The following is a 17,578-nucleotide window of genomic DNA, read 5'->3' on the forward strand; positions in this document are numbered from 1 at the left end:
AATGAAAAAAGTATTAGTAGTATGTGGAAATGGTTTAGGAAGTTCTATGATTGTGGAGATGAACGCCAAGCAAATCTTGAAAGACTTGCAAAAGGAAGCTGATGTTTCACATACAGATTTGACGACAGCGAAAACTGAGCAAGCAGATTTGTATATTGGATCTGAAGACATTGTTTCGAATTTACAAGATGGGTCTCGTCATGTAGTAGGCCTGAAAAATCTTTTAGACAAGAATGAATTGCGTGCAGCTCTTGACCAACACGTATAACAGAAAGGGGGTCCATCACAATGATTGATTTCATCATGAACGATCTCTTAGGTACACCAGAATTACTGGTTGGTCTTTTTGCACTCATCGGCTTGCTCGCCCAACGCAAAGCAGTGGCTGATGTGGTGTCTGGGACGTTAAAAACCGTACTCGGCTTTGTTATTTTAGGAGCCGGTGCTATGGTCATTACTCAATCACTTGACCAATTTAGCGCCATGTTCAACCACGCTTTCAATGTAAACGGTGTCATTCCTAATAATGAAGTCATTGTTGCCATCGCCCAAGATGCGTTTGGAACCGAAACAGCCATGATTATGCTTTTTGGGATGGTGGCAAACATTCTATTTGCTCGTATTACGCCATTTAAATATATCTTTTTAACAGGGCACCATATTATGTTTATGGCGTGCCTCATAGCGGTTATTTTAACAACAGCTGGAATGTCTGGCGTTCCATTAGTAGCACTTGGGGCCATTATCCTAGGGTCATTAATGGTCTTACTTCCAGCGATGCTTCAGCCGTTTACTCGTGAAATCACAGGATCTGACGACATTGCAGTTGGTCATTTTGGTTCATTCGGGTACTATGCTTCTGCAACTATTGGAAAATGGGTTGGAAATAAAGAGAAATCTACAGAAGAAATTACAGTACCAAAATCACTTGGCTTTTTACGAGATACCACTGTTGCTGTTTCCTTAACTATGGTTATCTTATTCTTAGTGGTCGCCTTCTTTACAGGAAGTAGCTTTATTGAAACCCAATTAAGTGATGGCCAGAATTTCTTAGTTTTCTCACTTATGCAAGGTCTAACCTTCGCAGCCGGTGTCTACATTATTTTAACCGGTGTAAGAATGTTGCTTGGTGAAATCGTTCCAGCCTTTAAAGGCATCGCAGATAGAATTGTTCCAAATGCGAAGCCAGCTCTTGATGCACCAGCGGTTTTCCCGTTTGCCAACAATGCGGTCATCATTGGCTTTCTATTCAGCTTTGCTGCTGGATTAATAAGCATGATGTTCCTTCCACTATTTGGGTTAGCGGTAATTGTACCTGGTCTTGTTCCACATTTCTTTACCGGTGCAGCAGCAGGCGTATTTGGAAATGCGACAGGAGGCAGAAGAGGGGCCATTATTGGTGCAATGGTGAATGGCGTATTCATTAGTTTCCTACCAGCTCTTCTCTTACCAGTACTAGGCGACCTTGGCTTCCAAAGTACCACATTTGGGGATTCGGACTTCGGGGTGATTGGGATCGCACTTGGCTTACTGAGCCAGCAAATTAATTCAACTATCATCTTTGCGCTCATAATCCTTGCGCTGCTTGCTTTGTTCTTCTTTATCGGTATTAAGACGAGAAAAGAACCTGCTGATTCAAATCACTCATAAAGAAACATCGTAAGTAAGTTAAATACATGACATATGAAGGCCAGGTTCAGTATGAATCTGGTTTCTTTATCAATACACGTGTGCAATTACATTTGATTGACTTCAGCTGTCGGACTTCGTAGATATAGAGATAGATGGAAAGTTAGAAGGGAAGACATTAACCTTGATTCGTACAAAAGGTATAGAATTACAACATGATACAAAACAATTAAGTTTAAACTATTTGCTTAATTGTTCTTTTTTTGCCTTTGCATCAGTATTTCCCAACATTTATGTTCAGGTTGGGAAATATAGATAATTCGACACAACTTGTTAATCTTATGGTAATATTATCCTATATTAGAAAAATCAAAAAAGTAGGTGATTGTGTGTACAAAAAAAATTCCCTCGGCAAAAGTGGGGGCAAAAATTGTAGAATGGTATAGCTGTATTCTTTCCAGTTCCTATGAAGAGGCGACTTTACTTAAACACGAAGTCGAACAAATGCTAAAAAGAATGGAGGAAGATGACAAGATATTGGCGTACTATTCTTTAGTTGCATATAGGCACGATAATATGATGGATGGAGATAATCGCAGTATATCGTTGGAAGAGGAATTAAATCATGTTGAAAAAGACATGGATCAGTATCTGAAGTATTTATACTACTTTGTGAGTGGACAAAATGAATATAACAATCAGAGGTATCGTTCTGCTGTTAAGCTTTTTCGAAAAGCCGAACGAATGCTAGAATTCGTGGATGATAAAACAGAAGAGTATGAATTTTATATGTACATGGGAATCGCTTATTATCGTATAAATCAATATTTACTGGCGACAAGTTATCTTGAACAAGCAGAAACCGGCTTTAGAAGACTTAATTTTCCTAAGAAGTATTTGAATAGTAAACAAGTATTAGGAGCAATTTATTCTGAATTAAAGGAATATGATAAGGCTGAAGATATTTTAAATGAAGCTCTACAAGAGTGTACATTCCCTCTATATTCCGGAATTATTCTACGTACACTAGGCTTAAGTATGTTCAGTCAGAAGAAATACGATTCTGCAGTTAGTTTTTTTGAGAAATCGTTAGATCTTGAAGAATATAACGATTCTATCTTTGGTATGAGGTCAAGGACAGAACTTGCGCATACACTATTTAAGTTAAATAAACATGAAGAAGCTCAAAAAATATTAAAAGGAGCAAAAGCTTCTGCAAATTACTATAATGAATTAGAATTTAAAGTAAGATGTCAATTCATTGAGGGTACATACGTATGCAATGACCAAAAAATGGTTGATAATGCTATACAGCAATTAAACAAAGCTGGTTTACACTTTGAAGTATGTGAATTATCAGAAGAATTGATTGAAATCTACGAAGAAAAAGGTGATAATAAGAATATAATTAAATACTTCAAATCTGCATACCAAGGAAAAATCAATCAAACTTTATTAGGAGATGATCAAGTATGAAAAAAAGAGTTTTTCTAATTATGACAGTCTTAGCGTTATCTCTATCAACTTTATCAACAAATTTTGCGGATGCTGAAGATCCCATTCAAACAAGAGGGAAAACTGATATTGGCCAATCATAGCATTTAAGACATAACCAATGTTAAAATTCGATTGGAGATGGTCAACAATGAAGAAGTATTTGATTGCACTATTTACGATTACTTTATTAACAGTGACACCGATCTCGATGAATATGAATGCAAGTTTAAGTGACAACACAACGATTGAAACAAACGGTAAAACTGATATTTATGTTTAGGAGTATCTAGTGAATTTTTGTGAAATTAAATTCCGTCTCAAAACTTTAAGTATTCTTAGATATTGAGACGGATCTTCTTGTTTTTATTTATGTTCCTGTAATGTATATTATGTAAACTTATAAATTAAATTCTTTTCCCGCTACTGTGTTTGTGTTCAAGAACAAAAAACTATATACAAATGATACACGAAAGTTTTTATAAACTTTGATTGATTTCTCGTTTACCCTTCTAAGGGTCTAATAGATAGTCCTTAAAATATTGCAAAGGTCTTGTTGCACCATCTTTAAAACTACTTGTAAAAACCGTTACCAATTGATACTCAGGTGCGACAATAATATACTGGCCTTCATGTCCAATCGCCAAAAAAATTCTACCTACTTGATTGTCGGATGTTATGTTCCACCAATGATATGCGTATGAATAATGATCATCAGTCTTGATCTTTGAACTTGTAGATTCCTCAATCCAACGATATGGCACGATTTGTTTCAATTTCCATACTCCATTGTTTAAATATAGCGTACCGATTTTTAACATATCAGCCGTTTTCATTGTTAATCCGAATCCACCGATAGCTATCCCTTGAGCATCTCGGTTCCACTTGTAATCTGTTATTCCTAGAGGTGTAAATAAATACTTTTTAGCAAAGTCTTCAGTATTTAATCCTGTAGCCTTTTGTAAAATCGCACTTAGCAACTGTGAAGAACCACAACTGTAAACCATTTCATTTCCAGGAGGATATTTAATGTCCTGCTGCAGTACAAATTTGACCCAATTTTTACTCGGTATCATACCATTATTACCAGGCCAGTGTAGTCCTGTAGTCATTGTTAGAAGATGCTTAATTGTAATTCTCTCATTTTCTTTACCTTTATTAAATTCCGGAAAGTAATGAATTATTGGGGTATTAATATTTTCGATAAACTTTTTGTCAATCGCAATTCCAATCAGTGCGGATAGGATGCTTTTTGTAACAGAATATATTTTATGTTTTTTTTCTTTCATCTTTTGGTTTCGATAATACTCAAAAATCATGGTATTATTCTTCTGTACAAGGACACTATCAATTTTATCTTTTTTTATTATTTTTTCAAAATCGGTTAAAGATTTCACTCGCCTGAGATTCCTCCCTTATATATTTACCCAATAGCTTTTTTCTTTTTTCTTAGTTTTAAAGCCAATAGATTTACAAAAGTTTTAATGCAGATTCAATTTTTTCAACGAGAATCTTTATGTAATCAAGATTGCATTTTTGTAAATGACGAATCCCTTCTATTTTTAAGTCTTTTCTCATTTGCCTCCTCCCAAGCCATAACTCTTCCGTTGATTTCATCCTTGTAAAAAGCAGTCATTGAAATCCATTATGGATTACTCTTATATTCATAGAGTGTTCATATTCCAAAGCACTAAACAAATAAACCTTCCTTTTTAATTTAGGACTAGATGAATACCATCTGTTGTTTCCGAAACGCTTACTTCGATCAGTTATTACTGGGGTGTACATATTTCATCGCCTCCAGAAACAACACTCTTTTTGTATGTTTCATTATAATAAACTTCGTGTCAAAATATATTTCTGCTTAATTTTCAAAAAACAAACTTTTTTTGTTTCTTTACAGCAAGAAAACAAATGAAATAAACCAAGAAAACACACCAAACAGTATTAAAACCATTATTAGACTCTCGAACCGTGTGAGTTTCCTTTTCTGTCTAGCTCTCTTAAGCCTCCTATAAAAAATAAATGAACAAAACAATAGCACTAAATGACTGAATGCTGATATGCCCTCCAAGAAACCGATCATATAGTTCACTCCAAACTTAATGGAAAGTAATGGTTTACAATTTGAAATTGATTCTTTGTGCTATAGCACAATCTTATTGAATTATCTCAATGGCTTTATGAGTTTTTCATACATTTCTAGTTTGTTAGAAAGCCTAAGTGACAATAATATAACTCCATAAATGGTTTGTATTACAGCTACTATTATGCCCCCATTAATAATAGGCTCTAGAGTGTACTCTTCGATAATTGGTTGACCGTTTCGAACGAATGCAAATAAAATTGTAAAAAGTAAAGTAAAAAGATAACCACCTAAGTATTTAACGTCCAGTGGTTTATGATTAAACTTTTCGGACGAGTAATTTAGAACAAAATTATATATTCGGATATAAATTAGTATCTTTTTATATGCTTTATGAGCAGCAGAAATCTTTTGAAAGAAAGACCTCTTCTTTTTCTTCCAATTAATACACAATCATCTATATAGGTCGGTTCAAACCTTCTTTCAAGCTTCCGAATATGCTGTTGGCTGAAACCCGTCTTTTTTGCTAACTCCCCTGCTAATCCTGTCGAATTTCCTGTTGAAACTGATCATCTCAAGCATGTGTTGTTTTTCTGCATCACTTAGCATTTTCATTAAATTCCCTCCAAGTTTATAGAAGGCCCTTAATACCTATTTGATTTTTCAAACAATAATGCCACTATTTATTGTATCGAATAGACACTTATAAGGAGCTGCTTAGATGACTAAGGAGAAAAAAGAGTTAATCATGGTTATCGTCACTATTCTATTAGGGTTTGTTGGTTTGTTGAATGTTTCTAACCTTGTTGATTTTATTTCAGGATAATTTTAGCCTCCTGTAAAAAACATGCATTCCAACTAAGGTTCCATTTTGTCATTTTCTTCGATTTTAATTTCAATTGCCTTCAAATTCTGCCATGTCGTTTTAGAGAAAACATCCTCACTGTTAGTAACTTCAATACTTTTATTGTCTTCAATATTATGAATCATATTATATAAAAAACCTATCACATGAGTGTTTTTTCCTTTTGGACTTGCCATTTCTTTAATGCCATTTTCAAAAGTTAACTTGATCTTCATCCAACCCCTCCAGATATTAAGTTCTCTTACCTTCTCTATTATATCAAAAAAATTCTAATAATTAAAAAAGTTATATTTACACTTATATTATCCCTTATTGCCAAAAGATAAGCTATTGCACCGAAAGCCCTCCCAAATTAAGTTGGAAGGGCTTTATTACTCACTTGAAGGCTGATGCATAGCTGTCGAAACAAGCTTGCTCAAAAATGTTTGCATCGGTTTTTCACTAGTAATAGCTGTTAGCTCTGCCTTAAAGAAGCGTAAGGATTGCTCGAGCTCACGTTCTTCTTCATTTTTATCATTCGTGTCTGAAAGTGTTTCAGAAACTGCATAAGCTGTGTTCAGTACATTGATGAGCGGATATTTGCCATCAAACTCAAATACAGCTAAATATGCCTTGTAATAGAAATGTTTTTTGAACAGAGCTTCGTTTCCTTTACAGATTGTTTGAATAATATCTTCCTCGAAGCAAAAGGCACTATTAATCTTATTAATATGAAATGGTAAGTGGTTTAACGTCGCTACGTGACTGCTATATGCTATTTGCATGTGAATCCCCTTTTATAGATCGAACTTTTATTACGTCTGCTACTTATCCTTACTCTGGTGCATTTCTTTTTTAATAATAAAGGATCTCTATTCTGTCTGCAATAAAATAGGCAATCTAAAAATGACTACCTACACTCGCGCCAATTGCATTTTATTATATAGCTCTACCCATCCAATCTTCCAAAATTGTTCCACCTCCAACTTATAAAAAACATAAATACGGCTTACTTCTTTTCCATCATTACTTGCTGGTACATATCTGGTTTTTCAATAAAAAACATTTGTTTTTTCATCACTGTCAGTTACCTCGTGCTTCCTTTCTCTCAATCCATCATCGAAGTTCTTAACTTCGTCATCGTTCTGTAAATCTCAGCAATTCTTTCTCTTCTAATGAAAAGGTGATTATTCCATTGTTTTTAATAAACGTTGCAGTATCTATAAACTAAACATTTAAAAAACCATTCGACGTGAATGGCTTTGTGTCATGATTCATCTGCGGGATTTTTTCCTTTGAAAGAAACAATAAGTACTATTAATCCGACAACAAATGCACCTAGAGCTAGCCATGACAGCGTATTAGATACTGGAATAACGTCTAGTAAACCGAGAACAGCAATAATAGGGAGTACAAAAATAGTACCCATTATGCCTTGGAACCTTGAATGTCGAGCTCTTTCTTTAAAAGAAGCCATAAAACATCCTCCATCATCGCGACTTATGGATGATATTCCCAAAAAGCAAAAAACAAAACACGCTCATGCTCAGTCTGACCGAATCGAGTCCATACTCTACTAGACAAAGAAAAAGAGAACGATCCATATGAAAAACAGTCACTTGCCGCTTCCCATATTCGCGATCATTCTCTTCATCAAATGACGTCACACTTCGTTTCACATAATCCTTGACCAACACATTGAACTGTTTCAGTCTTATATTCGTTTAAAACACTCTCGCTATTTAATGCCTGACATGGTAAACCCGTCGACAATATACTTTTGAAAAATCGCAAAGATGATTAAAATCGGCACGACCATCACTGCGGAACCCGCCATTTGCAAGGCGTAGTTTTCCCCTGCCTGTCCTTGCAAGAGCGCAAGTCCGACTGAGAGGGTGTAAAGTTCTTGTGAGTTGGCCACAATGAGAGGCCAAAGAAAGCTGTTCCATGCGCCAATAAAGGCCAAAATTCCTTGCACGGCGAGAATCGATTTGGCCATCGGAAGCACCAACTTAAAAAAGATAAAAAACTCCCCCGCTCCATCAAGTCTAGCCGCCTCTAATAAGGCATCCGGAATGGTGGTCATAAACTGTTTGAATAAAAAGATGCTAAATGCGGCCACTAGACCAGGTAAAACGATGCCGGGCATGGTATTCGTTAACCCTATTTGATTAAGGATGAGGTAAACTGGAATCATCGTCACTTGTCCGGGAATCATCATGGTCGCAAGCACTAGGAAAAACAAAGGTCGGTTGCCTTTAAAATCAAACTTCGCAAAGCTATAACCTGCCATTGCATTGAAGATCAGTCCGACCAGAGCACATCCAACTAAAATCAATGTATTCCGTAGATAGGTACCAAAATTCATCTCTGTAAAGAGACGAGTAAAGTTTTCAAATGTCCATGTTTCTGGGAAAATGCGAACCGGTATTTGGATAAGCTCTGGATTCGGTTTAAACGCCGAGAGAAGCATCCAAATAAACGGAATGGATAGAATAAACCCGATTAATATGAGAAGAACGGATACAAAACCTTTTTCGACTTTTGAGCGTTGTTTCGTTGCCATGGCCTCCTCCTTACATCTCGCCTTGTTTGCGGCGTAGTTTAAACTGTATTAATGTCGCGATGATAATAATAATAAAGAGTACAAAGGACGCAGCGGCAGCATAGCCAAAATTGCTGTAGCTAAAACCTGCTTGATAGATATAAAGTGCAATCGAGATTGTGCCATCTAATGGTCCCCCTTCTGTCATGACGAACGGTTCTTCGAAAAATTGCAGCCAGCCAATGAGCGTCGTCACGGTAATGAAGAATGTCGCAAACCCTAACAGTGGAAACGTAATTTTGAAAAATTGCTGAACGCGACTCGCCCCATCAATCGTTGCCGCCTCGTAATAATCTTTTGGAATTGACTGAAGCGCGGCTAAGTATATCAACATATTAATCCCAATGCCTTTCCAAACAGCTAACAGGATCAGCGAGAGCTTGGCGATTGTGGGATCTTCTAACCACGGAATCGGTCCTGCGTTAAAGACGCTGAGCATTTGGTTGAACAACCCGTAGGAGACGTTATAGAGAAATCCCCAGATCACAGCAATCGCGACAATATTGGTGATTGCCGGCATATAATAGATGACCCGAAAAAAGCGAAACAATTTCGTTGCACTATAATTCAACAATAAAGCGGCCCCTAACGAGCTAAAAATGACAAGCGGCACGCCAATGATCACATAGAAAAACGTATTATACATAGCGGTCCAAAAAATCGGATCGGCCATTAAGACACGATAATTTTCAATTCCGACAAAGGAAATGTTGGCCCAGTTCGAAATCCCACGCAAATCCATGTCTGTAAAACTAATGCCGAGCGCGATGATGATGGGAAGCACTGCAAAAACGATCAGTAAAAGTACAGCCGGCGCAATAAACACATAGGGAACAGAAGAAATAGGACGTTTTCCCTCATGGGATGGTTTGATTGCTTTCTTTCGCACAATTTCCATTTAATTGGCCTCCTCGCCATCATCGGTTATAATCATTGGTTCGATGCGCGATCGAAAATCTTCAATCTCTTCTTCCACGTCGGCTCCCGCTCTCGTTATTCGTTGCTCTGAACGCTTCCATTCATCATTGATTCGGTTCCAGTTTAAGACTTGCGGCTGCGCCCTGGCGTTTTGAAGCTGTTCATAGTATGTGTAAAACCGCTCATCTTCTTGTAGTGCAGGATCGTCCCACGCATCAATGCGCGGAGGCAGCACACGAACATCGGTAAAATAATCAATCTGCGTTTGGCGATCGGTTAGAAACGAAAGAAATTTAACCGCTTCTTCTGGATGGTCGGTCCATTCAAAGATGGCCATATTCGACCCACCAATGACAGACAGGTTATTTTGCTTCCCTGGCATCATTCGTGTATCCCAATCATCAAAGTCCGGGTAGTTGTCAATGAGCTGTTGGTAGCGAAATGGCGGTTCAAACGTCATCGGTTGAATGCCGTCTACAAACGATTGCATCGGGTCTAAACCGAGGCCAAGTGGCGCAAGGTCTTCTTTAAAAAATCGCGTATAAAAATCGACGGATTCAACGAAAGCAGGATCCGAGAAGTCGACGCCTTTATCAGCTGTTTCAAACTCAACCCCGTTTTGCCAAGCAAAAATATACGGAAGAGTGTCGTCATTTTCGGGCAAGGTCATGGCGTACAATCCATCACCTCGATCGTATAAAGCTGTTGCCGCATCGTATAACGCCTCCCAAGAATCTGGTCCTTCAGGATATCCAACCTCTGCGAGTAAATCGGTTCGGTAGAAAAGAACGCGTGTTTCGACGTACCAAGGAACGGCGACGAGCTCTCCGTTGTATATCGATGAATCGACTGCACCTTCAAAAAAATGATCAGGATCTAAGTTTGGGTAGTCCTCCACATAAGCATCCAAAGGCAAAAACGCCCCTGTGCTCGCGAAATCAGCCATGTAGGATGTCCCCATTTGCACAACATCTGGACCATTGCCAGATGCGACTGCGGTTAGCAAATTATCATAGATGTTTCCCCACGGAATGGCTTGCAAATTCACGGTGACACCTGGGTTTGCGTCTTCAAATCTTTGAATATAGCCTTCGTTGACAAGCTGTTCTGCTTCCCAACCAATCGCCCAAACGTCTAGGGTTACCCTCTCATCCTCTGCTGTGGAACACCCAGCCAACATCAAAGCATACCCGGCCAATCCGAAAATACGGTTTTTCACTGCTCATACCCCTCTCTTTTAAGACGTGTGAAGCGTAAACGTCAATTTTTCCTCGTCCTCACAGACACTACTTCCATCCATCCACACATGAAACAGCCCAGGGTCACTCGCATAAGACAAATCACTATGGTGGTAACGAAGCATCTCCGAATCGATCTTAAATGAAACGGTTTTCGTTTCATTCGGTAAAAGCGAGATTTTCTTAAATCCTTTTAATTCTTTTATCGGCCGCACGACTTCACCGACCACATCTTGGATATAGAGCTGAACCACTTCTTCGCCTGCCATAAGACTTGTATTGGTTACATCGACTGAAACGATTAACGTAGACGATGGATCCAAATCCGACTGACTGATTCGGCGATTGCTATAGGTAAACGCTGCATAGCTCAGTCCAAAACCAAACGGGTAAAGCGGTTCGTTTGGAATATCAATGTAGCGCGAATAAAAACGCTCTTCACTGCCTTCAGGTAATGGGCGACCGGTTTTATAGGCATTATAATAAACCGGAATCTGCCCAGTGGCACGTGGAAACGACATCGTTAATTTTCCGCTTGGGTTACTCTTTCCGCACAACACATTCACGACAGCCTGTGCTCCTTCAGAACCAGGGTGCCAACATTCTAATATCGCATCAGCATAAGGTTCTACGTCACTCAGATCTAATGGTCGTGCGTTAAATAGTGTCACAACTACCGGCTTCCCTGTCTCATGTGCCTTTTGAACAAGCTCAATTTGACAAGGCGCAAGCGTAATCGATGCCCGACTTCTCGCCTCGCCACTTCGATCTCGCCCTTCTCCTAAAGCAAGCACGATCACATCTGCCTCTGTCATGACGTCAAGAGCTTCTAGAAGCAGCGTTTCTTCCCGGTGATAAAGCGCCGATCCTTGCGCATAACGTGCGTCTGACAAGCGATCTTTTAACGTCTTGGTCTCCTCCACATTGCCAAAAATGGACCATTCTCCAAGCAAATCGGGGTTATCCGCATAAGGACCTACAAGCGCAATCGTGCTGTTTTGTTCTAGCGGGAGAACGTTCTGATTTTTCAACAACACCATGCTCTTCTCTGCCGCTTCACGTGCTAATTTTCGATGCTCTGCTGCATTGAGCACGGCTTGCTCATTGGTTACACTCATTCCACGATACGGATCTTCAAACAAACCAAGCTCATTTTTTAATTGAAGCACGCGGAGAACGGCTTCATCGAGAAGAGACGCATCAATGAGGTTTTCTTCCACAAGGGTCGTTAACGAGCGCGCGTAGGAAAGACTCATCATATCAATATCGACCCCAGCTTGTAGCGCTTTTTGTGCCGCAACGGCTTCGTTTTCTGCAACCCCGTGCGCCACCAGCTCTTCCACAGCGCCAAAATCTGAAATGATGACGCCATCAAAGTGAAGTTCATTTCGTAACATCCCTCGTAACAATGGCTCATTCCCGCTTGCCGGCATGCCATTCACCGTATTAAAAGCCGTCATCACTAGTTTTGCGCCTGCTTGAAGAGCCGCTTTATATGAAGGTAAGTGCATCTCTCTTAATTCTCGTTCTGACAGATCCACCGTATTATAGTCACGTCCGCCTTCTGACAACCCATACGCCGCAAAATGCTTCACACATGCGCCAACATGATTCTTCGAAATCGTCTCGCTTCTGCCTTGAAGGCCACGGACGGTTGCCGCAGCAAAAAGTCCATTTAAATAAGGATCTTCTCCAGTTGATTCCATAACCCGCCCCCACCGAGGATCGCGCACTAAATCCGCCATTGGTGCGAAGCTTACGTGTAAACCTGCGCTTGATGCTTCTTTTGATGCAACCGCTTGCAATTTTTCAATAAGCGATGGCTCCCATGTCGCCCCAAGTCCTAAGGGGATCGGAAAGATGGTCTGAAAGCCGTTTATTACATCCGCCATAAACAACAACGGAATCCCGAGTCGGCTACGATGTAAATGGTTTTCTTGAATGGCTTGAACTTTTTCAAAGCCAGCAATCCCTAAAACGGAGCCGCTAACATCAAGCATGTCGTCCTCTACTGGAAATTCAATTCGTCCCGTCACCGGGGTGCCATCGCCGTGTTTCATATAGAAGGCTCCTGCAAACTGTGTGAGTTGACCTACTTTCTCTTTAACGGTCATCCTTAAAAGCAATTGTTCTAGTTGTTCTTGTTTCATACGTACACCTCATACCTTTTTGGTGAAACGTTTCACCTTATGTATAAAAAAATAGAATAACCAATTATTTTCATCAAGTTTAACGTTTCACTTTCTGTGTTGTGACTAGTATACGTCTGAATGAAAACAGAATGCAAGAGAAATTTTAAAGGCCTCAACACATTATGTATGGGTAGAGGCCCGTATCATTAACGTTGTTGCGATAAGGGAATCGTGCGCTTCTTCTTCAGCAATTAGCGCCATCAAAACGTGAGCAGCTTCATTTCCCCACTCTTTTGTTGTATAATCCACCGTCGTTAATGGCGGCGTAATATACTGGCTTAGTAAACTGTTATCAAAACCGGCCAGTTTGATATCTTTTCCGATCATCAATCCGTTTTCTTGGAAATAGCGCTGCATCCCGACCGCTGTGCTATCTGACAGCGCAAAAACACGGATCGGTTTGCCGTCCCATTGAGCGTAAATACGCTCGGCGGCGTCCAGCCCACCATCTAGCTCAAACTCCGCTTCCAGAATCTCAATTGGATACGTAGGTGCACGTTCAATAAAGAATGCTTGTACCGCTTTTAATCGTTCTTGACTATCAAAATTGTTCGGGCTCCCTGTAACTATAAAGGTTTTCTCGCCTTGAAGCGCCTGAAGATGAGCGATCATTTGCGTAGCACCCTTTTGATTGTCCAGCAACACTTGTCGCACATGTTTGTGGTAAAACGTGCGATCGAGCACAACGATTTTCTTCCCACCATCTGCAAGTCTCATAATTTCCTCTGAGGTGATCAAATCATCCATAATAATGCCCCCGTCCACTGAACCATCTGCCAGTGCATCGGTCGCATTATCGCCCGTGCACACAACCGTATCAAAGCCAGCTTGAGCACTCGTTTCGATGATCCCCGCTAAAATATCCCCGTAGAAAATCCCTTTGTTTTCTTTAATAAAGACGCCTAGTTTTTTCGTTTTTCTTGCTTTGAGTGTACGGGCAGCGGCGTTTGGACGGTAGTTTAACTCTGCGGCAATTTGCTTAATGTGTGCCGTTGTTTTCTTCGATACTTTTGGATTATCGTTTAACGCATACGAAACAGATGTCATAGAGACACCTGCTTTTTTTGCAATGTCTCGAATGCTTACCATGTACGCATGTCCCCCTTTTTCATTGGTATCGCTTCTATGTTACAGCAGTTTAGACCGTTGTCAATGTTTGGCATTCCACAAAAGCTCCTTTAGCCCTAATAAGTTCGTCTTAAAAACCGTTTTAAAGATTTCACATCTGAGACTTAAACCATCTCTTCGTGACGTGATCTTAGCACTTTCTGTATTCTTTGAATTAGGATAAGCTTCCGTAGACAAATTGAGTTGACTTATCCTATTTAAGAAAGAACGTTTGACTTGTTTCTTACAGGGAACCTTGATGAAGAATCAATGATTCATAATTAAAATGATCATTCTAAGAAAAGGGGCCAAGAAATGGAGAAAACATTTGAAATCAATTATGAAGATCATCATATTTTAGTGATAAACACCTGGGTAAGCGGCGAAAAGTTATTCATTGATGGGGAATTACAAGATGAAAATGTCGGGCTTGCTTTACGAGGCACGTTAAATGGAAGCCTTGTGAATAACCATAATGAAGTAAAAACGTAAAGGTTTCTATTGGTGGCACCCTTTCAATTAAATGTATCATTTTTGTCGATAACGTTCAGATCTATCCAAATCAAAATTAATTTAAGTAGACAGAATCTTTCGCCAAAATTGTTTTATGAGCTCACGCTAGGGGTACTATTCAAAATAAGACAATAATTAGGAGGATCAAGATGTCTAATTTCAAATTCGGAATGAAAAAATCACGGTACACCTCTATTCTCACATCTGTGATTACCTTTCCGATAATTGCTATTCTTACGTTTTTAGATGTTATTCCTCTCGATCCAATATTTGGCTGGATTGCTGTTGGAGGCTTTGTAATCGGTTTGATATTACTGCTCACGAAATTCAAAAATGCCAAACTAGGTATGGATAAGGGCGACGAAGAAAACATTTCTTAATCGGGTAAACATGTGCTATGTTTCCCATATTCATTATGACTATGGAAATTCTTCAGTTAAAAATGAACCTACCTCAAAAGGAGTGTAACAAATTATGAAAACGTTTTTTAAAACTTTAGGCGTTTCTTTATTAGGCATAGTAGGTGCTTACATACTATCTTTAATGGTGACCGCTACAGGTTTCCCACCGATTACAGCAACGATTTTCTTATCAGGTATCATTATCGGACTTCTCTCAATCGTAATCAAGAAACTGAATGAATTAGCTACATCTATTAAAAAAAATCAAACTCTCCGGAATAGGTCCTTTAAGGAATGATCAGCAGCTATCACGTAGTACTATCCTTTTCATAATCATTAATAAAAGTACTGATCGAGAGAGAATGGGGGTGTAACATTGGGTAAAATGTTAAGTGGCGCTATATTCATTCTTGCATCAGTTATCATTTTTGTTTCAAGATATTTAGTAACAGCAGTAATCTCCAACGGACAGAATGGGGGTCATCAAAATTTTTATGAAATCATGAATCAATATAGCTTCTCAAGTACCTTTCTAACCCTTTCTATTATTCTCGCTCTTATAGGTGTGTCTCTAGTAGGATGGGGAGTTCTAACGAAAGAAGCTTAAGACCTTTATGTTAAACCTCTTCTTAAAAGAGGTTTTTAAATCCCTCACAGTTTATTCGCTTATCTTAGGTCTTGCATCAATTAAGGGACTCAAGGTGTGACCAAACATTATTTGGCACACACTTTTGTACGTCCGTTAGTATTAAAGAAAGTTCATCAGTATTAAATTAATCAAAAATTCCCTAAATATCCGGAGTGATTAAATTGAAAAGTCAGGACAAAAACGAAGAGTTGCTAACAGGAGGAAATGTTTCAAATGTATATCGTTTAGGTGATACTGTACGTCGAGAATTAAAATCTGACAGTTTTAGAATTCATCATTTACTTCAGCACTTGGAAAGTAAAGGCTTTAAGGATGCACCGAAATTTTTAGGTATTGATGAAAAAGGCCGGGAGATCTTAACATTTATTGAAGGAAGAGCTGGTAACACCCCTTTAGAAACATTTACGTGGTCTGATGATGCTTTAAAAGAGATAGCGACTATGCTTAATCGTTATCATGATGCTGTGAGTGATTTTCCAATTGAAGAGGATTGGCAACCCATTGACAACACCCCCCAGCCATTTGAAGTGATCTGTCACAATGATTTCGCGATCTATAATATTATTTTTAACAATCAAAAACCAGTTGGTATTATTGATTTTGATCATGCCGCTCCCGGTCCAAGACTTTGGGACATAGCCTATACGCTATACACCTGCGTTCCATTAAGTAGGTTTTATCATACTGGAACAGGAGAGGTCATTCACTATGATCCATTAAAGGATGCAGACCGTGTAAAACAAAGAGTGAAATTATTCTTTGAATCCTATGGTACAGAGGAAATTGAAAAAGAATTCTTAGAAATGGTGTTGTTACGATTAGAAGGTTTATGTAAAACCATAAAGAGAAAAGCCGCAGAAGGTGATATGGCGTTTCAAAATATGATCATTGACGGGCATCTTGAACATTATCAGAAAGAAATTAGATTCATTCGTAATTATGGAGAAGATTGGATTTGAAAGACTTTCATAAAATCACGAGCTTTTCGAAATTAGGAAAGGCTCTATCTATAGAAAAATTTTCAGTTATTAAGATAAGGCGCTACTGCACAATTAGACTTCTCTCCAAATTCTTTTAAAATTTGTTAATCTCAGTCCATCAACGCCGACGTTTTAAAGGTTTTTTTGTGGTTTTTATAGAAAATATAGTCTTTAAGAAGTGCATGACATCAGAATAGAAGGAATGATCCATTGGAAACCAAAGGTCTTGAATATGCAATGAAAATGACTAACGAACTAGCATTTTCGATAAAAAAAGAATATTGGAACTTAGCGTTTGTTGATCACTTAGGTACTTTGGAAAAACTGTTTATTCATTTAATAAGAGTACGTTCCATCTATAGCAATGGATTAAAATCTGGTATAATTTCTTTTCCAGGTCACCTTCCTTCGCCTGATTTAAACATAAAAACAGAATTAACGAATAGCTGTATTACATTACTAGAAGCCTTCAAGTTTTGCAATTACAATACTTTAATTTTTAATGGAAGTAAATTAACAGTTGAAGAAGTATACGGTATGTCTATTCAACATGAAGGAATTCATCAGGGGCAGTTTTCAATTGCGCTTAGGGCAAACAAGATTCCTTTGCCGAAAATGTGGGTCTCTGACTGGCATTTATAAATTCTTCATTATGTTCGAATCGAGTTTTTAATAATCTCCCCTCTACAATTATCCCCACCCTAAAAAAGAACTTGGTTTCGTAAACCAAGTTCTTTGTAAGATAGTCTTATACTTTCTCTACTCGCCAGTAGTCTGAATCAAGTAAGATTAAATCTAAATTCAATTTTCTGGCTTGTATTTCAGCAGTAGCATAATCATCAAAGTAATTTTCCAGATGGCTAGTTGCATCCTTTAACGTTTCGGTTACCCCATCTACATTTCGCACAACTTTAAACATTGG

The 17,578-nt window shown here is 38.6% G+C and carries 21 protein-coding genes; 10 read left to right on the forward strand and 11 right to left on the reverse strand.

Going from position 1 to position 17,578, the window contains the following annotated elements:
• Position 1: 1 nt before the first annotated feature.
• The 5 genes from ACE1TH_RS06305 (at position 2) to ACE1TH_RS06325 (ending at position 3,406) form a co-directional block, all read left to right on the forward strand.
• Positions 2 to 268, forward strand: a complete 267-nt coding sequence (locus ACE1TH_RS06305) for a PTS sugar transporter subunit IIB (protein ID WP_099300730.1) — start codon at positions 2 to 4, stop codon at positions 266 to 268.
• Positions 269 to 288: 20 nt separating this feature from the next.
• Positions 289 to 1,650 (forward strand): PTS ascorbate transporter subunit IIC, encoded by a 1,362-nt coding sequence (locus tag ACE1TH_RS06310; protein WP_255225258.1) that lies wholly within the window; start codon positions 289 to 291, stop codon positions 1,648 to 1,650.
• A gap of 366 nt (positions 1,651 to 2,016) precedes the next feature.
• On the forward strand, positions 2,017 to 3,105 hold the full coding sequence (locus ACE1TH_RS06315) for a response regulator aspartate phosphatase (protein ID WP_375078554.1): 1,089 nt from the start codon (positions 2,017 to 2,019) through the stop codon (positions 3,103 to 3,105).
• On the forward strand, positions 3,102 to 3,227 hold the full coding sequence (locus tag ACE1TH_RS06320; protein ID WP_375078555.1) for a hypothetical protein: 126 nt from the start codon (positions 3,102 to 3,104) through the stop codon (positions 3,225 to 3,227). The genes ACE1TH_RS06315 and ACE1TH_RS06320 overlap by 4 nt, the downstream gene beginning before the upstream one ends.
• A gap of 47 nt (positions 3,228 to 3,274) precedes the next feature.
• A complete protein-coding gene (locus ACE1TH_RS06325) occupies positions 3,275 to 3,406 on the forward strand; it encodes a hypothetical protein (RefSeq protein ID WP_375078556.1) in 132 nt (43 codons plus the stop codon).
• Positions 3,407 to 3,635: 229 nt separating this feature from the next.
• Here ACE1TH_RS06325 and ACE1TH_RS06330 read toward each other — a convergent pair whose 3' ends face one another.
• From ACE1TH_RS06330 to ACE1TH_RS06375, 10 genes are all read right to left on the reverse strand, one after another.
• Positions 3,636 to 4,520 carry a serine hydrolase domain-containing protein gene (locus tag ACE1TH_RS06330; RefSeq protein WP_375078557.1) on the reverse strand — a complete coding sequence of 295 codons (885 nt, stop codon included), beginning with the start codon at positions 4,518 to 4,520 and terminating at the stop codon, positions 3,636 to 3,638.
• A gap of 73 nt (positions 4,521 to 4,593) precedes the next feature.
• Entirely contained in the window at positions 4,594 to 4,740 is a 147-nt protein-coding gene (locus tag ACE1TH_RS06335) for a hypothetical protein (RefSeq protein WP_375078558.1), read from the reverse strand.
• A 1,327-nt stretch (positions 4,741 to 6,067) separates the two neighbouring features.
• Positions 6,068 to 6,289 (reverse strand): hypothetical protein, encoded by a 222-nt coding sequence (locus ACE1TH_RS06340; protein ID WP_375078559.1) that lies wholly within the window; start codon positions 6,287 to 6,289, stop codon positions 6,068 to 6,070.
• 156 nt (positions 6,290 to 6,445) lie between these two features.
• Complete coding sequence (locus ACE1TH_RS06345; RefSeq protein ID WP_375078560.1) at positions 6,446 to 6,838, reverse strand: hypothetical protein; 393 nt, start codon at positions 6,836 to 6,838, stop codon at positions 6,446 to 6,448.
• A 482-nt stretch (positions 6,839 to 7,320) separates the two neighbouring features.
• Complete coding sequence (locus ACE1TH_RS06350; RefSeq protein ID WP_375078561.1) at positions 7,321 to 7,530, reverse strand: hypothetical protein; 210 nt, start codon at positions 7,528 to 7,530, stop codon at positions 7,321 to 7,323.
• Positions 7,531 to 7,791: 261 nt separating this feature from the next.
• A complete protein-coding gene (locus tag ACE1TH_RS06355) occupies positions 7,792 to 8,619 on the reverse strand; it encodes a carbohydrate ABC transporter permease (protein ID WP_375078562.1) in 828 nt (275 codons plus the stop codon).
• A 10-nt stretch (positions 8,620 to 8,629) separates the two neighbouring features.
• Positions 8,630 to 9,556 (reverse strand): carbohydrate ABC transporter permease, encoded by a 927-nt coding sequence (locus tag ACE1TH_RS06360; RefSeq protein WP_375078563.1) that lies wholly within the window; start codon positions 9,554 to 9,556, stop codon positions 8,630 to 8,632.
• Positions 9,557 to 10,795, reverse strand: a complete 1,239-nt coding sequence (locus ACE1TH_RS06365) for an extracellular solute-binding protein (RefSeq protein WP_375078564.1) — start codon at positions 10,793 to 10,795, stop codon at positions 9,557 to 9,559.
• Between the two features lie 18 nt (positions 10,796 to 10,813).
• On the reverse strand, positions 10,814 to 12,964 hold the full coding sequence (locus ACE1TH_RS06370) for a glycoside hydrolase family 3 N-terminal domain-containing protein (RefSeq protein ID WP_375078565.1): 2,151 nt from the start codon (positions 12,962 to 12,964) through the stop codon (positions 10,814 to 10,816).
• 162 nt (positions 12,965 to 13,126) lie between these two features.
• On the reverse strand, positions 13,127 to 14,095 hold the full coding sequence (locus ACE1TH_RS06375) for a LacI family DNA-binding transcriptional regulator (protein ID WP_375078566.1): 969 nt from the start codon (positions 14,093 to 14,095) through the stop codon (positions 13,127 to 13,129).
• Between the two features lie 333 nt (positions 14,096 to 14,428).
• On the opposite strand from ACE1TH_RS06375, the gene ACE1TH_RS06380 reads away from it, so the two are divergent.
• From ACE1TH_RS06380 to ACE1TH_RS06400, 5 genes are all read left to right on the forward strand, one after another.
• The gene (locus tag ACE1TH_RS06380; protein WP_375078567.1) at positions 14,429 to 14,605 is read left to right on the forward strand and encodes a hypothetical protein; all 177 of its coding nucleotides are present in this window, start codon (positions 14,429 to 14,431) and stop codon (positions 14,603 to 14,605) included.
• Positions 14,606 to 14,775: 170 nt separating this feature from the next.
• Positions 14,776 to 15,006, forward strand: a complete 231-nt coding sequence (locus ACE1TH_RS06385) for a hypothetical protein (protein ID WP_375078568.1) — start codon at positions 14,776 to 14,778, stop codon at positions 15,004 to 15,006.
• 397 nt (positions 15,007 to 15,403) lie between these two features.
• On the forward strand, positions 15,404 to 15,634 hold the full coding sequence (locus ACE1TH_RS06390; protein WP_375078569.1) for a hypothetical protein: 231 nt from the start codon (positions 15,404 to 15,406) through the stop codon (positions 15,632 to 15,634).
• 203 nt (positions 15,635 to 15,837) lie between these two features.
• The gene (locus ACE1TH_RS06395; RefSeq protein WP_375078570.1) at positions 15,838 to 16,635 is read left to right on the forward strand and encodes a phosphotransferase; all 798 of its coding nucleotides are present in this window, start codon (positions 15,838 to 15,840) and stop codon (positions 16,633 to 16,635) included.
• A gap of 231 nt (positions 16,636 to 16,866) precedes the next feature.
• The gene (locus ACE1TH_RS06400) at positions 16,867 to 17,298 is read left to right on the forward strand and encodes a DinB family protein (protein ID WP_375078571.1); all 432 of its coding nucleotides are present in this window, start codon (positions 16,867 to 16,869) and stop codon (positions 17,296 to 17,298) included.
• A gap of 106 nt (positions 17,299 to 17,404) precedes the next feature.
• Here the strand turns inward: ACE1TH_RS06400 and ACE1TH_RS06405 are convergent, their stop codons facing one another.
• Positions 17,405 to 17,575, reverse strand: a complete 171-nt coding sequence (locus tag ACE1TH_RS06405) for a hypothetical protein (RefSeq protein WP_176554223.1) — start codon at positions 17,573 to 17,575, stop codon at positions 17,405 to 17,407.
• Between the last annotated feature and the right edge of the window lie 3 nt (positions 17,576 to 17,578).

The organism is Shouchella sp. JSM 1781072, assembly GCF_041949915.1.
In the GTDB taxonomy this organism is placed as follows: Bacteria; Bacillota; Bacilli; order Bacillales; family Bacillaceae_D; genus Shouchella.

Coding starts and splice junctions, on each gene's coding strand:
- ACE1TH_RS06305 (WP_099300730.1), top strand. CDS start 2: ATGAAAAAAGTATTAGTAGTATGTGGAAATGGTTTAGGAAGTTCTATG.
- ACE1TH_RS06310 (WP_255225258.1), top strand. CDS start 289: ATGATTGATTTCATCATGAACGATCTCTTAGGTACACCAGAATTACTG.
- ACE1TH_RS06320 (WP_375078555.1), top strand. CDS start 3,102: ATGAAAAAAAGAGTTTTTCTAATTATGACAGTCTTAGCGTTATCTCTA.
- ACE1TH_RS06325 (WP_375078556.1), top strand. CDS start 3,275: ATGAAGAAGTATTTGATTGCACTATTTACGATTACTTTATTAACAGTG.
- ACE1TH_RS06335 (WP_375078558.1), bottom strand. CDS start 4,740: ATGAAATCAACGGAAGAGTTATGGCTTGGGAGGAGGCAAATGAGAAAA.
- ACE1TH_RS06340 (WP_375078559.1), bottom strand. CDS start 6,289: ATGAAGATCAAGTTAACTTTTGAAAATGGCATTAAAGAAATGGCAAGT.
- ACE1TH_RS06345 (WP_375078560.1), bottom strand. CDS start 6,838: ATGCAAATAGCATATAGCAGTCACGTAGCGACGTTAAACCACTTACCA.
- ACE1TH_RS06350 (WP_375078561.1), bottom strand. CDS start 7,530: ATGGCTTCTTTTAAAGAAAGAGCTCGACATTCAAGGTTCCAAGGCATA.
- ACE1TH_RS06355 (WP_375078562.1), bottom strand. CDS start 8,619: ATGGCAACGAAACAACGCTCAAAAGTCGAAAAAGGTTTTGTATCCGTT.
- ACE1TH_RS06360 (WP_375078563.1), bottom strand. CDS start 9,556: ATGGAAATTGTGCGAAAGAAAGCAATCAAACCATCCCATGAGGGAAAA.
- ACE1TH_RS06370 (WP_375078565.1), bottom strand. CDS start 12,964: ATGAAACAAGAACAACTAGAACAATTGCTTTTAAGGATGACCGTTAAA.
- ACE1TH_RS06375 (WP_375078566.1), bottom strand. CDS start 14,095: ATGGTAAGCATTCGAGACATTGCAAAAAAAGCAGGTGTCTCTATGACA.
- ACE1TH_RS06380 (WP_375078567.1), top strand. CDS start 14,429: ATGGAGAAAACATTTGAAATCAATTATGAAGATCATCATATTTTAGTG.
- ACE1TH_RS06385 (WP_375078568.1), top strand. CDS start 14,776: ATGTCTAATTTCAAATTCGGAATGAAAAAATCACGGTACACCTCTATT.
- ACE1TH_RS06405 (WP_176554223.1), bottom strand. CDS start 17,575: ATGTTTAAAGTTGTGCGAAATGTAGATGGGGTAACCGAAACGTTAAAG.